Below are 12,964 nucleotides of genomic sequence, written 5' to 3' on the forward strand. Positions count from 1 at the left end.
AGGCAAGGTGACCGAGGCAAGGCAGGCCGTGGGCGCGGCCCGCAGGATCGTAGTCAAGGTGGGCTCCTCGTCGCTGACCACCGCCGCGGGCGGCCTGGACGCCGACCGTGTCGACGCTCTCGTCGACGTCCTCGCCAAGGTGCGCAGCGGCGGGGAGCGGGAGATCGTACTGGTCTCCTCCGGTGCCATCGCGGCCGGGCTCGCCCCGCTGGGTCTGCGCCGCCGCCCCAGGGACCTCGCCCGTCAGCAGGCCGCCGCCAGCGTCGGCCAGGGCCTGCTCGTCGCCCGCTACACCGCCTCCCTCGCCCGCTACGGCATCCGGGTCGGACAGGTGCTGCTCACCAGCGACGATATGAGCCGCCGCGCCCACCACCGCAACGCCTCCCGCACCCTGGACAAGCTGCTCGCGATGGGCGCCCTGCCGGTCGTCAACGAGAACGACACCGTCGCCACCGACGAGATCCGCTTCGGCGACAACGACCGCCTCGCCGCCCTCGTCGCCCACCTCGTCCACGCCGACCTGCTGGTACTGCTCTCCGACGTCGACGGCGTCTACGACGGCGACCCGAGCAAGCCGGGCACCTCGCGGATAGCGGAGGTGCGGGGACCCGGGGACCTCGCCGAGGTCGAGATCGGCAGCACGGGCAAGGCCGGGGTCGGCACCGGCGGCATGGTCACCAAGGTCGAGGCCGCCGGGATCGCCGCGGCCGCGGGCATCCCGGTGGTGCTGACCAGCGCCGTCCACGCCGCGGAGGCGCTGAGCGGCGGCGACACCGGCACCTACTTCCACCCCAGCGGCAAGCGCTCCGCCGACCGGTTGCTGTGGCTCCAGCACGCCTCCACCCCGCAGGGCTCCCTCACCCTCGACGACGGCGCCGTCCGCGCGGTCGTCGAGCGGCGCACCTCGCTGCTGCCCGCCGGCATCGCCTCCGTGGAGGGCGAGTTCAGCGCCGGCGACCCGGTCGAACTGCGGGACGGCGCGGGACGCGCGGTGGCCCGGGGACTCGTCAACTTCGACGCCAAGGAGATCCCGCTGCTGATCGGGCGTTCGACCCGGGAACTGGCGCGCGAACTGGGTCCGGCGTACGAACGCGAGGTCGTACACAGGGACGACCTGGTACTGCTGCGCTCGTCGCACTCGTAAAGCCACTCGTAGAACAGGGCGTAAGGAACGCCCCCGGTGGGGGACGTTCCGTAAAACCGCCACGCGGAGCCCGGCGGCCTGCTCAACTTTCTCTCGGGGACATGTTGATGGGACACGTTCCGTCAAGGGTCATGCGAGAAGGAGGCCGTCGTGAGACGAGCGCGCCCCGGGCCGGCGTCCCGCGGTGCTCTGACGAGTGTCGCGGCCGGAGACACCTACGAGCGGCGTGAGGGGCCCAGGGACCTGCCCCGGCTGTGGCACGTCACCCTCAGCGTCTCCGGGGAGGAGGTGCCGCTGCCCGACCTGCGGCGCGCCCTGGAACAGCTCGCCCACGACCACCCCTTCCTGCTGACCAGCAGATACGCCGGCGACCACGCGGAGATCCGCTACTGGGAGGAGGCCCGCGACCTCCATGACGCGGCCGCCGTCGCGCTGCGGCTGTGGGGCGAGCACCGGCAGACCGCCGGACTGCCGGCCTGGGAGATCGTCGGCCTCGAGGTCATCGACCGCGAGACGTACCACCAGCGCATCGCCGAGGGATACGGCCCCGCGCCCGCGACCCCGGTGGGTGTGCACCCGTTCTGACGGCCCGGTGCCGCCCGGGGGCTGGTTCCCCGGCGGGCTTCACCCCCTTTTGACCCGTCTCGCGGTGTGGGACGACGGCTGAACGGCCCGGTGCCGCGCACTACCCTTCCCCTCATGACCACGCTCTCGCCGTACGACTCGATGTCCCCGGTCACCCGGGCCGCCTACCGGGCCAAGGCCGCGGCCGCCGATCTCGCGCCGCTCCCGCGTGCCGTGAAGGACGACGCGCTGCTCGCCATCGCCGACGCCCTGGAGGTCCGGACCGGCGAGATCGTCGAGGCCAACGCCAAGGACGTGGCCAAGGCCCGGGAGAACGGCACCAGCGAGTCCGTGGTCGACCGGCTCACCCTCACCCCCGAGCGTGTCCGCGCCATCGCCGCCGACGTCCGCGACGTCGCGAAGCTGCCCGACCCGGTCGGCGAGGTGGTGCGCGGCTCCACCCTCCCCAACGGCATCGACCTGCGCCAGGTCCGCGTCCCGCTCGGTGTGGTCGGCATCATCTACGAGGCCCGCCCGAACGTCACCGTGGACGCCGCCGCGCTGTGCCTGAAGTCCGGCAACGCCGTCCTGCTGCGCGGCTCGGCCTCCGCCTACGAGTCCAACACCGCCCTCGTCCGGGTGATCCGGGACGCCGTCGGCGGCGCCGGGCTGCCCGCGGACGCCGTCCAGCTCGTGCCCGGCGAGAGCCGTGACTCCGTCCGTGAGCTGATGCGCGCCCGCGGGCTCGTCGACGTGCTCATCCCGCGCGGCGGCGCCTCCCTGATCCAGACCGTGGTGAACGAGTCCGTGGTCCCCGTCATCGAGACCGGCACCGGAAACTGCCACGTCTACGTCGACGCGCAGGCCGACATCGACATGGCGATCGAGATCCTGGTCAACTCCAAGGCCCAGCGGGTCAGCGTCTGCAACGCCGCCGAGACCCTCCTGGTGCACCAGGACATCGCCGCCGAGTTCCTGCCGCGGGCCCTCGACGCCCTGGCCGAGGCCGGGGTCACCGTGCACGCCGACGAGCGCGTGCTGGCCCACGCCAAGGACTCCAAGGCCACCGTGGTCGAGGCGACCCCGGAGGACTGGGAGACCGAGTACCTGTCGTACGACATCGCCGCCGCCGTCGTGGACTCCCTCGACAAGGCCGTCGAGCACATCCGGCTGTGGACCTCCGGGCACACCGAGGCGATCGTCACCACCTCCCAGCAGGCGGCCCGCCGCTTCACCCAGCTGGTCGACTCCACCACCGTCGCCGTGAACGCCTCCACCCGGTTCACCGACGGCGGCCAGTTCGGCTTCGGCGCGGAGATCGGCATCTCCACCCAGAAGCTGCACGCCCGCGGCCCGATGGGCCTGCCGGAGCTGACCAGCACGAAGTACATCGTCACCGGCGACGGACACGTACGCCGCTGACCGAGCCGTGTGCACGCCGGTGAGGAGGCCTGGCGGAAAGGCGTCTCAGCAGGCGGATGAATTTCCGTACCGTCTGCCCAAATTGACCCCCCAGGTCTACTCTGGATCCGTGCCGGAGGACGTGGGGGGCACGCCGTTCTCGGACGGCTGGGAGCCCGACGACGACCACGACCGCGGGGTGTCGGACGAAGAGTTCGCCTCCGTGGTATTCGACGAGGCCTTCGTGCAGGCGGCCGTGGTGCACGAGCCGACCGCCGTCGAACGCCTCCTGGCCGCGGCCCGGGCCAGAGCCGAGGCCTCCGAGGCGGAAGGCCGCCGTGCCCGCGCCGGAGGCGACCGTTACGACGACGGCCACGGCCTCGAGGGCACCGGATTCGGTCATGATCAGGACGATGACGAGTTCGACGACGACCACGCCCACGGCGACCACCGCGGCGCCTTCTGGCCCTACGGCAAGCAGGTCCGCTGGCACCGGCCCGTCGCCTGGGTGCTCGCGCTGGTGATGGGCGTCGGCATGGTCGCGCTGGCCTTCGCCGCCGTCTACCGGGGCGCCTCCTCCGGCACCCGCGACCGGATGCCGTCACCCGCCTCCACCGGCCTGGAGCAGGGAGCGGCGGCGCGCCCTTCCGCCCCCGCCGGCACCGGACGCCCCGTGGTCTCGGCGATCCCGCCGTCCCCCTGACAGCCGCCGCACCTTTTTGGTGAGAACCTGTCAGAAGTTGTCGTACAGCGGTGCGTTTACCAGAGGCCCCCGGAACCTACCCTGAAAGTATGGGCGGGCCTGGAGACCCACCGGAGGGGACACCCGAGGGCGGCCCCACAGGTGGCGAGGACGAGTACCGATCCGTCGTGTTCGACGAATCGTTCGTCCGCGCTGCCCGCCTCCAGGAGTTCTCCGCACAGGAGCGCATGACCGACCACGCGCCCGCCGTGCGCCGCCGCCCGCCGCTGCGCCGGGGGCTGACCCGGCAGGCCCTGATCCTCTTCCTGCTGATCGCCGTCGCCTTCGGCACCGCCGTCTACATGGGCGTCCGCCACCCCTACGGCTCCCCGCAGGCCCGGCGCACCGTCGAGCCCCTGCGGATGACCGTCATCCCGCTGGTCCCGGGGGGCAAGGTGCCCGGCGCCACCGACGCCGAGTACCTGTACGCGCACAGCCCGGCCGCCCAGTTCGAGGTCGGCGCCGCGGGAATCCCGCTGCCCGCCTCCCGCGGCACCGCGCACTTCTCGGACAGCCAGGTCACCGACGCCCTGAGCATCGCCAGGACCTACCTGGTCCGCTCCTCCCTCGACCCCGATGTGCTCACCGGCCGCCAGGTCCGCCCGGTCCGGGCCCTGCTCGACTCCGACCAGCTCGTCCAGTTCGACCGCGGCTTCGGCCACCCGGCGGCGGACGGCCGCCACGCACCCACCGGCTGGCTGGTCCGCATCGACCCCTCCCGCGCACGCCTGGCCGACGACCGGATCCGTGTCCAGGGCACCCTGCGGGCCGCCGAGACCGACACGGCCACCCTGGAGATCAGCGCCGACGCGATCTTCGTCTACGCCCTGCGCCCGGCCGGCGCCGCCGCCGACGCGGCCGTCTCCCTCTTCACCGTCCGCCGCGAGCTGGCCTTCCGGTTCACCCGCGACGACCTGCGCGTCGGCCAGGTCCGGCTGGCAAGCTCCTACACCCAGGCGGGCCCGCTGTCCTGCGCCGAGGACGCCACCTCCTACCTGCGTCCCCTGCTGCCCGGCCAGACCGCCCGGAGCGGCGGCCCGGCGGGCACCAACCCCTACGCCGCGGACAGCACCACGGCCCTGTGCGGCACGCTGGCCACCGAGGCCCAGCCCAAGGTCTGACGCCGGGGCCCGACGTCCCGGCCGGACCCCGGGGCCGTGGTCCGGCTACTCGCCGTCCCGCTCGCCGTCCCGCTCGGACCCGCCTCGCGGTCCGTCCTGCGGGCCGTCCTTCGGCGGGGCCGGGCTCCGGAAACCGTCGAAACCGCGGCGGACCCGGCCGCCGATGTCGCCGGCGCCGCCCGCGAGGTCCGTGACCAGCTTCATCAGCGGGTCCTTCGAGGTCTTCACATCGCTGGCGTAGCTCGCGGCGGACTCACGGAAGGAGTCGCTCACCGAGGCGTCCTTGTCCTCGCTGCGCCGCGGGTAGTGGCCGTCCATCAAGCGCTGGTGGTCCCGGGACTCGGCCCACTTCTTCAGCTCCGCGGCCCGGATGGTGGCGAAGGGATGCGAGCGGGGCAGCACGTTGAGGATCTTCAGCACCGAGTCGCGCAGATCGCCGCCGGCCTCGTACTCCTCGGCCTGCTCCAGGAACGCGTCCACGTTCATCTCGTGCAGATGGTTACCGCCCGCCATCTTCATCAGGCCGCGCATAGAGGCCCGCAGATCCTGCCCCACCAGCAGCCCGGCCCGGTCAGCCGACAGCTCCGACTTGCGGAACCACTCCCGCAGCGCGGTCACGAGCGCCATGATCGCTATGTTGCCCAGCGGTATCCAGGCGACCTTCAGGGCCAGCGTCGTCAGGAACAGCAGGATCGTGCGGTACACCGAGTGACCGGACAGGGCGTGCCCCACCTCGTGCCCGACGACCGCCCGCATCTCCTCCTCGTCGAGCAGCTCGACCAGGCCCGTGGTGACCACGATGACCGGCTCGTCCAGACCGATGCACATCGCGTTCGGCTGCGGGTCCTGCGTGACGTACATCGGCGGGACCTTCTCCAGGTCCAGGATGTAGCAGGCGTCCAGCAGCATGTCGTGCAGGTGCGCGAACTGGCGCTCCGAGACACGCACCGAGTCGGACAGGAACAGCAGCCTCAGGCTCCGCTCCGGCAGCAGCCCGCTGAGCGCCTTGAAGACGGTGTCGAACCCGCTCAGCTTTCGCAGCGCCACCAGCGCCGACCGGTCGGCCGGATGCTCGTAGGCACGCGAGGAGATCCCCGGGAAGCGCCTGCGCTGCCTGCTCGGCACGCGCTCGTGCCCGGTCTGCTCACGGCCGTCGTCGGACATGTCTTCCCCCATGTGCGTGTCAGTGCCACTGTCGCCCCCGAGGCAGGGGCCAGCCTAGGCGGAGATACCGTGGACGGGCAGTACAGCGAAGGAGACCACGTCATGGAGTACCGCCCCCCGGCCACCTGGCTGACCGAGGCCGCCGGCACCGCCGCCCAGCAGCACGGATCGGGCAATCTGCTCCGGATCGTTCTGATCGTGATGTTCCTCGGCTGCGCACTGACCGCATGGCTCCTGCTGCGCGGCTACAAGCAGAAGGACGACTGACGGGCCGGGGAAGTTCCCCGCCCGTGGCGCACCCGGGACGCCCCGCGTCCGCCGCGACGACGGAGTCGGGGTGATCTCCGCCGGGCCGCCCGCTTACGATGAGCCGACATCTTCATCCCGCCCACACGCGATAGGTCGTGCTGATGAGCCTCCACCTCGCCGCCGCCCAGCTGGTCACCCTCGCCGCCGAGGGTGAGGAGCACGGTGGCAACCACAACAGCCTGAACCCGGCGGTCACCGGCGGCGGAGCGCTGATCATCCTGCTGCTCCTGCTGTGGATCACCACCCGCTTCAACCGCGACCGCTGAACCGGGACCCCGTCCCCGGCCAGGGCCCTCGGACCGGGCCGGTAGGGTCTGCACGCATGGAGCAGCAGGACACGCCCACCGGCCCGGCGCACACCCGGGTGCCACGCCCGGGCAACGGCCCGGCCCACACGGGCAAGCGCCGCCTCGGCGTCATGGGCGGAACGTTCGACCCGATCCACCACGGGCACCTCGTGGCGGCCAGCGAGGTCGCCGCCCAGTTCCAGCTGGACGAGGTGGTGTTCGTGCCCACCGGCCAGCCGTGGCAGAAGTCCCACGGGAAGGTCTCCCCGGCCGAGGACCGCTACCTGATGACGGTCATCGCCACCGCCGAGAACCCGCAGTTCTCGGTCAGCCGCATCGACATCGACCGCGGCGGCCCCACCTACACCGTGGACACCCTGCGCGACCTGCGGGCCCTCAACCCCGACACCGACCTGTTCTTCATCACCGGCGCCGACGCCCTCGGCCAGATCCTCACCTGGCGGGACTCCGAGGAGCTGTTCTCCCTCGCGCACTTCATCGGCGTCACGCGCCCGGGCCACCACCTGACCGACCAGGGGCTGCCGGAGGGCGGCGTCTCGCTCGTCGAGGTTCCCGCGCTCGCCATCTCCTCGACGGACTGCCGCGCGAGGGTCGCCAAGGGCGACCCCATCTGGTACATGGTGCCGGACGGAGTCGTGCGTTACATCGACAAGCGCGAGCTGTACCGCGGCGAGTGAGCCGAGAGGGGCACCGGTGAACGACCGATACGACGCGGATGACGCCGACCAGGGCGCCGCCCCTTACGAACTCGTCGGCTACGACGAGTACGGGCAGCCCGTGTACCGGCAGATCCCGGCACAGCAGGCGCCACAGCAGTCCTACGACCCGTACGCCCAGCAGGGCTACGGCTACGACCCGTACGCGACGGGCCCCCAGCAGCCGCAGTCCTACGACGCGTACGGCACCGGCCGGCAGCAGCCCGCCGCGCCCTCCTACGACCCCTACGGCTCCCAGGCCCCGTACGACGCCTACGGCACCGGCGCCCAGGGAACCTCCGCCCCGTACGACCCCTACGGGCAGGCGGCGACCAGCGGGCAGCAGCCCCGGGTGGCCGAACAGACCGCCTACATCCCGCAGCAGGCAGGCCCCGGCGGCGTAACCGTCCCGCGGCGGCCCGAGAGCGCCGAGCCCCCCACCGCCCCCGGCGAACCGGCCGGCGGCAGTGAGCAGTTCGCCTTCGTCGAGGAGCCCGACGGCGACTCCGAGGACGTCATCGACTGGCTGGCGTTCACCGAGAACCGCACCGAGCGCCGCGAGGAGGCCCGCCGCCGCGCCCGCAGCCGGATCATCGCCCTCGTCGTCGTCCTCGCCCTCGTCGCCGTGGGCGGCGTCGGCTACCTCTGGTACGCCGGGAAGCTGCCCGGCCTGTCCTCCTCCGGCTCCAGGACGGGCACGGCCACGCCGGCGGGCGCCCAGAAGCGCGACGTGATCGTCGTCCACCTGCACAACACGGGGAAGTCCGGCACCTCCACGGCACTGCTGGTCGACAACACCACCACCAAGCAGGGCACCACCGTGCTGCTGCCCAACTCCCTCGCGCTGAGCGGCGACGACGGCTCCACCACGACGCTCGCCAAGTCCGTGGACGACGACGGCGCCTCCGGCACCCGCGACCAGCTCGACACCGTCCTCGGGACCAGCATCCAGGGCACCTGGCGCCTGGACACCCCGTACCTGCAGAACCTCGTCGACCTGGTCGGCAACATCGACATCGACACCGACACCGACGTGCCCGACCCGGACGCCAAGAAGAAGGGTTCCTCCGCGCTGGTCCACCGGGGCAAGGCGCAGACCCTCAGCGGCAAGATGGCCGTCGCCTACGCCACCTACCGCGCGTCCGGCGAGTCCCAGAACGCCCAGCTCGAGCGGTTCGGACAGGTCATGCAGGGCGTGCTCCGCAAGCTCTCGTCCGAGCCGGCGGCCGCCACCACCACCGTGCAGACACTGGCGCAGATCCTCGACCCGCCGCTGACCGACAAGGACCTCGGCTCCTTCCTCGCGGGCCTCGCCGACCTCGCCAAGGGCGGCGACTACCGGACGGCCCTGCTGCCCGTGCAGACCGACGGCACCCTGAGCGCCTCGACCGGCGACAGCGTGGTCAAGGACATCCTCGGCGGCACCGCCAAGAGCCCCGAAGCGGGATCGGCGGTGCGGGTCTCCGTGCAGAACGCCACCGGTGTGAAGGACGACACCGAGAAGGCCCGCGTCGTGCTCCTGAACGGTGGCTTCACCTTTCTCGAAGGCGGCACCGCGTCCGGCGCCCGGACCACCTCCCAGGTGCTCTACGCCGACGCCGCCCACAAGGCGGACGCCGCCGAGGTCGCCAAGACGCTGGGCCTGCCGGCCGGCTCCGTGGCCAAGGGCACCGTGTCCTCCGGCGCGGACGTCTCGGTCGTCCTCGGCGGCGACTACCGGCCCGCCTCCTCCTGACCGGGGGCCGGGGCACCCACGCGACGCGTAATCGCGTGGGTGCCCCGGCGGTCCGTGAGACCCTTGAGGTCAACAGACCGCCGACCGAAAGCCGCGTAGTGACCGCCACCGACCGTTCCATCGATCTCATCAACACCGCCGCCCAGGCGGCGGCCGACAAGCTCGCCCACGACGTCATCGCCTACGACGTCAGCGACGTGCTGTCGATCACGGACGCATTCCTGCTGGCCTCAGCGCCGAACGACCGCCAGGTCCGGGCGATCGTCGACGAGATCGAGGAGCGCCTGCTGAAGGAACTCGGCGCGAAGCCCGTTCGCCGCGAGGGCGACCGCGAGTCCCGCTGGATCCTGCTCGACTACATCGACATCGTCGTCCACGTCCAGCACAGCGAGGAGCGGGTCTTCTACGCCCTGGAGCGGCTGTGGAAGGACTGCCCCGAGCTCGAGCTGCCCGCCGACGCCAAGGCCACTCGCGGCAAGGCCGAGGAGCACGCCAAGCTGCAGGCCACCGAGGCCGCCGAGGAGCCGGACGGGGACTGGCGATGAGTGCCACCGGCGAGGTGACCGACCGCAGGGGCCGGGGCCGCCGCGTCATCCTGTGGCGGCACGGCCAGACCTCGTGGAACGTCGAACGCCGCTTCCAGGGCAGCACGGACGTCGAACTGACGGAGACCGGCATCGGCCAGGCCCGCCGCGCCGCCCGGCTGCTGGCCTCCCTCGGTCCCGACGCGATCGTCTCCTCCGACCTGCGACGGGCCGCGGACACGGCCGCCGAGCTGGCCGCCCTCACCGGGCTCGACGTCGCCCGCGACGAGGGCCTGCGCGAGACCTACGCGGGCGTCTGGCAGGGGCTGACGCACGACGAGATCATCACCCGTCACGGCGAGGAGTACGCGGCGTGGAAGCGCGGCGAGGCGGTCCGCCGCGGCGGCGGTGAGCTGGAGACCGAGGTCGCCGACCGCGCCGCTCCCGTCGTGCTGCGGCACGCCGACAAGCTGCCCGAGGACGGCACCCTCGTGGTGGTCAGCCACGGCGGCACCATCCGCACCACCATCGGCCGGCTCCTCGGCCTCGAGGCCCCGCACTGGGAGAGCCTCGGCGGCCTGTCCAACTGCTGCTGGTCCGTGCTCGGTGAGGGCGCCCGCGGCTGGCGCCTGCTGGAGCACAACGCGGGCACCCTCCCGGAGCCCGTCCTCGGCGACGACGACTGAACGGCCCGCGGGCCCGCCGTTCTCCACCCGGGGACCCGGATTTCACTTTCCGGCAGGTCACAGGCTAAAGTTCTTCTTGTTCGCCCCGCCGAGCGGGGCGAAACACCATGCGGCTCGCCGCGTGGGACAAGGGGCTATAGCTCAGTTGGTAGAGCGCCTGCATGGCATGCAGGAGGTCAGGAGTTCAATTCTCCTTAGCTCCACGGATCGACACTCTGTCGAGTTGTCAGAGATCGATGATGACGATCCCGTCCCCCTCAGGGGGCGGGATCCTCTGTGTTCCGGCGACTGTGCCACGTGACCTGTTGCGGACGGCCCGTCCTCGCGTTACCGGCTGGTCCGGCTGACCCGGCGGGGCGATGTTGGGCAGACTGGTCCCGTACCGGCTTGAGTCACCTGGGGTCCCGCGGGCGTATACCTCCACGGAGGCGTTTCCGGCGGGGCGCGCGGACACCGGCCGGCCCGGCCGCAAGGGCCGCCGTGTCCGGACCGGTACCGAGGCGTCGCTGACCGTATCGGCCCGGCCGTGGCAGAATCAAACGGCCGGAAGGGGGCGCGGCCCGACGGGAGGAGTAGCGATGCCTGCGAGCATCCTCGGGGAGGTCGGCCACCTCCTCGATGCTGCGTTGATACGGGACACCACCACCCGGCTCAGCTGCCCTTCCTGCGGTTCCGGGCATGTGGCGCAAGTTCTCGGCGACAATGGCGGAATCTCCTTCGTGTGCACGGCCTGCGGCCACAGCTGGAGCTGATCGATGGGTGCACACAGGCGAAAGTGCGACTGGTGCGGCAGTGGTACGCCGATCGTCCGTGACATGGAGCCGATCAACCCCGACTACCAGTACTGGTGCGAGGAATGCGCGCGAGCGCTGATCATAAAAGGGGACCCGATCGAGACCTACCGCGAGCTGGAGGGCGAGCCGATCTACGGCCGTCTGCTCGAGGAGCACTGCACGCTCAAGAGGTTCTACTCCTTCGTCACCGCTTGACGTGTCGCTGACCCCTGCCGTCGCACCGGCAACGATGTCGAGGTCCGGGCCAGCGCCAGGAACAGCACGGCGGCCCCCGCGTAGAGGGCGGAGAGCGTCATCTGGGCGCCGCTCTGGTGCAGTTCGGGCCGAGCCGGGCCGTGCGGCACCCACCAGGGGGCGTACGAGCAGAACACCAGGGCCGTGCCCACGGCCGCCGCCCGGTGTCCGCGCGTCCACAGCAGCAGCACCAGGGGCACGCACCACACCCAGTGGTGCGTCCACGACACCGGGCTGACCAGCAGCGCGGTGGCCGCGCAGGCGCACACCGCCCAGGCCCGCAGCCCGCGCAGCTCCGCCGTCACCGCCACCGCGAGCCCCACGGCGGTCACCGCGACCGCGCAGGCCGTCCAGGCGGTTCCCGGGTCCGGAGTGTGCAGCAGGCGCGCCAGAACGCCGCGCAGGGCCTGGTTGGCGGTGTCCTCGGCGTGCCCCACCCGGTCCGAGCGGAGCACCGTGTCCGTCCAGAACCGCCACGAGTCGTACGGCAGGGCGGCCGCCGCGAGCAGCGTGGCGCCGGCGAACGCGGCGGCCGCCCCGCGCGCGTGACGCAGCCACGGCTCCCCGTCGCCGCCCCGCAGCCGGGCCACGATCCCCGTGGTGACCAGGAACACCGGGAACAGCGCCGGCGTCAGCTTCACCGCGGCGGCGAGCCCGAGCCCCGCACCGGCCCAGCGGCCGTGGCCGTCGGCGGGGCGGCGGGTCAGGTCCCACAGCACCGCCGTGGCCAGCAGCAGGTTGACCTGGCCGTAGCGCAGGGTCGTCCACACCGGCTCGCACCAGACGGCCCCCGCCGCGACCCACCAGACGCTCTCCACGCGCGTGTGGCCGGCGAGTCTCAGGGACAGCCGGACGAACACCAGCAGCAGGACCAGGTTCCCGGCCGTGGCCAGCGCGCGCAGGACCGCGGTGTCCGGCAGCGTCAACGCCGTGAAGAGCAGGGCGGCGAACGGGGGATAGGTGGTGGGCAGGTGCGCGGCGGTCGCCCGCAGCGCGTACAGATCACCGCCCGCGAGGACGGTGGCGCCCTCGGCGCGGTACACCATCAGGTCGATCATCGACACGTGCGCGGCCCGCTGGGCCAGCCAGAACGCCGTGAACGACACCAGGCAGGCGCCCGCCGCCACCGGCACGCGGCGCCGGGCTGCGGGGAACGCTGTAAGGGTCACGAAAGCTGACATTAGCCCCCGTATGGGAGCCAAGCGGAAACCGATTTGGTACTGCACCCCGGGGACCGTGTAATGTTGGCGTCGCCGCCGGGGAAACCGGGCGGAACAAAACAAGGGGCTATAGCTCAGTTGGTAGAGCGCCTGCATGGCATGCAGGAGGTCAGGAGTTCAATTCTCCTTAGCTCCACAGAAATCGAAGGCGGATCATCCGGACGGATGATCCGCCTTCGACGTGTTTCCTGTCACGTTTCCTGCCGCGTTCCCTGTCACGGATGTGTTCGCCACCGCGTTCGGCTCGCACGCGCGCGTGTGCTCCGGCGCGCGCGACGGGGGTCGCCCGGCCGGACGGCCCCCTGACGCGCGCGGTCGTGCCG

14 protein-coding genes and 2 tRNA genes are annotated in these 12,964 nt (G+C 72.0%); 14 read left to right on the top strand and 2 right to left on the bottom strand.

Annotated features, from left to right (window positions below):
- Positions 1-28 precede the first annotated feature (28 nt).
- The 5 genes from proB (at position 29) to ABZ478_RS02165 (ending at position 4,972) form a co-directional block, all read left to right on the top strand.
- Complete coding sequence (gene proB, locus ABZ478_RS02145) at positions 29-1,144, top strand: glutamate 5-kinase (protein ID WP_359544995.1); 1,116 nt, start codon at positions 29-31, stop codon at positions 1,142-1,144.
- A 150-nt stretch (positions 1,145-1,294) separates the two neighbouring features.
- Complete coding sequence (locus ABZ478_RS02150; RefSeq protein WP_359544593.1) at positions 1,295-1,729, top strand: hypothetical protein; 435 nt, start codon at positions 1,295-1,297, stop codon at positions 1,727-1,729.
- Between the two features lie 114 nt (positions 1,730-1,843).
- A complete protein-coding gene (locus ABZ478_RS02155; RefSeq protein WP_359544594.1) occupies positions 1,844-3,130 on the top strand; it encodes a glutamate-5-semialdehyde dehydrogenase in 1,287 nt (428 codons plus the stop codon).
- Positions 3,131-3,212: 82 nt separating this feature from the next.
- On the top strand, positions 3,213-3,812 hold the full coding sequence (locus ABZ478_RS02160) for a hypothetical protein (RefSeq protein WP_359544595.1): 600 nt from the start codon (positions 3,213-3,215) through the stop codon (positions 3,810-3,812).
- An 89-nt stretch (positions 3,813-3,901) separates the two neighbouring features.
- On the top strand, positions 3,902-4,972 hold the full coding sequence (locus ABZ478_RS02165; protein ID WP_359544596.1) for a hypothetical protein: 1,071 nt from the start codon (positions 3,902-3,904) through the stop codon (positions 4,970-4,972).
- Between the two features lie 45 nt (positions 4,973-5,017).
- Here the strand turns inward: ABZ478_RS02165 and ABZ478_RS02170 are convergent, their stop codons facing one another.
- Positions 5,018-6,136, bottom strand: a complete 1,119-nt coding sequence (locus ABZ478_RS02170) for a M48 family metallopeptidase (RefSeq protein WP_359544597.1) — start codon at positions 6,134-6,136, stop codon at positions 5,018-5,020.
- 102 nt (positions 6,137-6,238) lie between these two features.
- Here ABZ478_RS02170 and ABZ478_RS02175 point away from each other — a divergent pair, with 102 nt between their 5' ends.
- From ABZ478_RS02175 to ABZ478_RS02210, 8 genes are all read left to right on the top strand, one after another.
- Positions 6,239-6,403, top strand: coding sequence for a hypothetical protein (locus tag ABZ478_RS02175; protein ID WP_358927355.1), 165 nt, complete (start codon positions 6,239-6,241; stop codon positions 6,401-6,403).
- Between the two features lie 143 nt (positions 6,404-6,546).
- The gene (locus ABZ478_RS02180; protein ID WP_351659421.1) at positions 6,547-6,711 is read left to right on the top strand and encodes a hypothetical protein; all 165 of its coding nucleotides are present in this window, start codon (positions 6,547-6,549) and stop codon (positions 6,709-6,711) included.
- A 56-nt stretch (positions 6,712-6,767) separates the two neighbouring features.
- Entirely contained in the window at positions 6,768-7,430 is a 663-nt protein-coding gene (gene nadD / locus ABZ478_RS02185; protein WP_359544598.1) for a nicotinate-nucleotide adenylyltransferase, read from the top strand.
- Positions 7,431-7,446: 16 nt separating this feature from the next.
- Positions 7,447-9,183: a LytR C-terminal domain-containing protein gene (locus tag ABZ478_RS02190; RefSeq protein WP_359544599.1), complete on the top strand. Its 1,737-nt coding sequence runs from the start codon at positions 7,447-7,449 to the stop codon at positions 9,181-9,183.
- Positions 9,184-9,281: 98 nt separating this feature from the next.
- Positions 9,282-9,728: a ribosome silencing factor gene (gene rsfS / locus ABZ478_RS02195; protein ID WP_359544600.1), complete on the top strand. Its 447-nt coding sequence runs from the start codon at positions 9,282-9,284 to the stop codon at positions 9,726-9,728.
- Positions 9,725-10,393: a histidine phosphatase family protein gene (locus tag ABZ478_RS02200; RefSeq protein ID WP_359544601.1), complete on the top strand. Its 669-nt coding sequence runs from the start codon at positions 9,725-9,727 to the stop codon at positions 10,391-10,393. Before rsfS ends, ABZ478_RS02200 begins: the two co-directional genes overlap by 4 nt.
- A gap of 130 nt (positions 10,394-10,523) precedes the next feature.
- Positions 10,524-10,596 (top strand) — tRNA-Ala (locus ABZ478_RS02205).
- Positions 10,597-11,148: 552 nt separating this feature from the next.
- The gene (locus ABZ478_RS02210; RefSeq protein WP_006136074.1) at positions 11,149-11,382 is read left to right on the top strand and encodes a hypothetical protein; all 234 of its coding nucleotides are present in this window, start codon (positions 11,149-11,151) and stop codon (positions 11,380-11,382) included.
- Here ABZ478_RS02210 and ABZ478_RS02215 read toward each other — a convergent pair.
- Complete coding sequence (locus ABZ478_RS02215) at positions 11,361-12,590, bottom strand: glycosyltransferase 87 family protein (RefSeq protein ID WP_359544602.1); 1,230 nt, start codon at positions 12,588-12,590, stop codon at positions 11,361-11,363. The genes ABZ478_RS02210 and ABZ478_RS02215 overlap by 22 nt on opposite strands.
- Positions 12,591-12,704: 114 nt before the next feature.
- Here ABZ478_RS02215 and ABZ478_RS02220 point away from each other — a divergent pair.
- Positions 12,705-12,777: transfer RNA gene (locus ABZ478_RS02220), tRNA-Ala, on the top strand.
- The last annotated feature ends 187 nt before the right edge of the window (positions 12,778-12,964 follow it).

It is taken from the genome of Streptomyces sp. NPDC005706 (assembly GCF_040631045.1).
In the GTDB taxonomy this organism is placed as follows: Bacteria; Actinomycetota; Actinomycetes; order Streptomycetales; family Streptomycetaceae; genus Streptomyces.

What these genes read in the sequence shown, in the direction of transcription:
- ABZ478_RS02210 (WP_006136074.1), top strand. Translation starts at nt 11,149, where the DNA reads ATGGGTGCACACAGGCGAAAGTGCGACTGGTGCGGCAGTGGTACGCCG.
- ABZ478_RS02180 (WP_351659421.1), top strand. Translation starts at nt 6,547, where the DNA reads ATGAGCCTCCACCTCGCCGCCGCCCAGCTGGTCACCCTCGCCGCCGAG.
- ABZ478_RS02155 (WP_359544594.1), top strand. Translation starts at nt 1,844, where the DNA reads ATGACCACGCTCTCGCCGTACGACTCGATGTCCCCGGTCACCCGGGCC.
- nadD (WP_359544598.1), top strand. Translation starts at nt 6,768, where the DNA reads ATGGAGCAGCAGGACACGCCCACCGGCCCGGCGCACACCCGGGTGCCA.
- ABZ478_RS02200 (WP_359544601.1), top strand. Translation starts at nt 9,725, where the DNA reads ATGAGTGCCACCGGCGAGGTGACCGACCGCAGGGGCCGGGGCCGCCGC.
- ABZ478_RS02170 (WP_359544597.1), bottom strand. Translation starts at nt 6,136, where the DNA reads ATGTCCGACGACGGCCGTGAGCAGACCGGGCACGAGCGCGTGCCGAGC.
- ABZ478_RS02165 (WP_359544596.1), top strand. Translation starts at nt 3,902, where the DNA reads ATGGGCGGGCCTGGAGACCCACCGGAGGGGACACCCGAGGGCGGCCCC.
- ABZ478_RS02175 (WP_358927355.1), top strand. Translation starts at nt 6,239, where the DNA reads ATGGAGTACCGCCCCCCGGCCACCTGGCTGACCGAGGCCGCCGGCACC.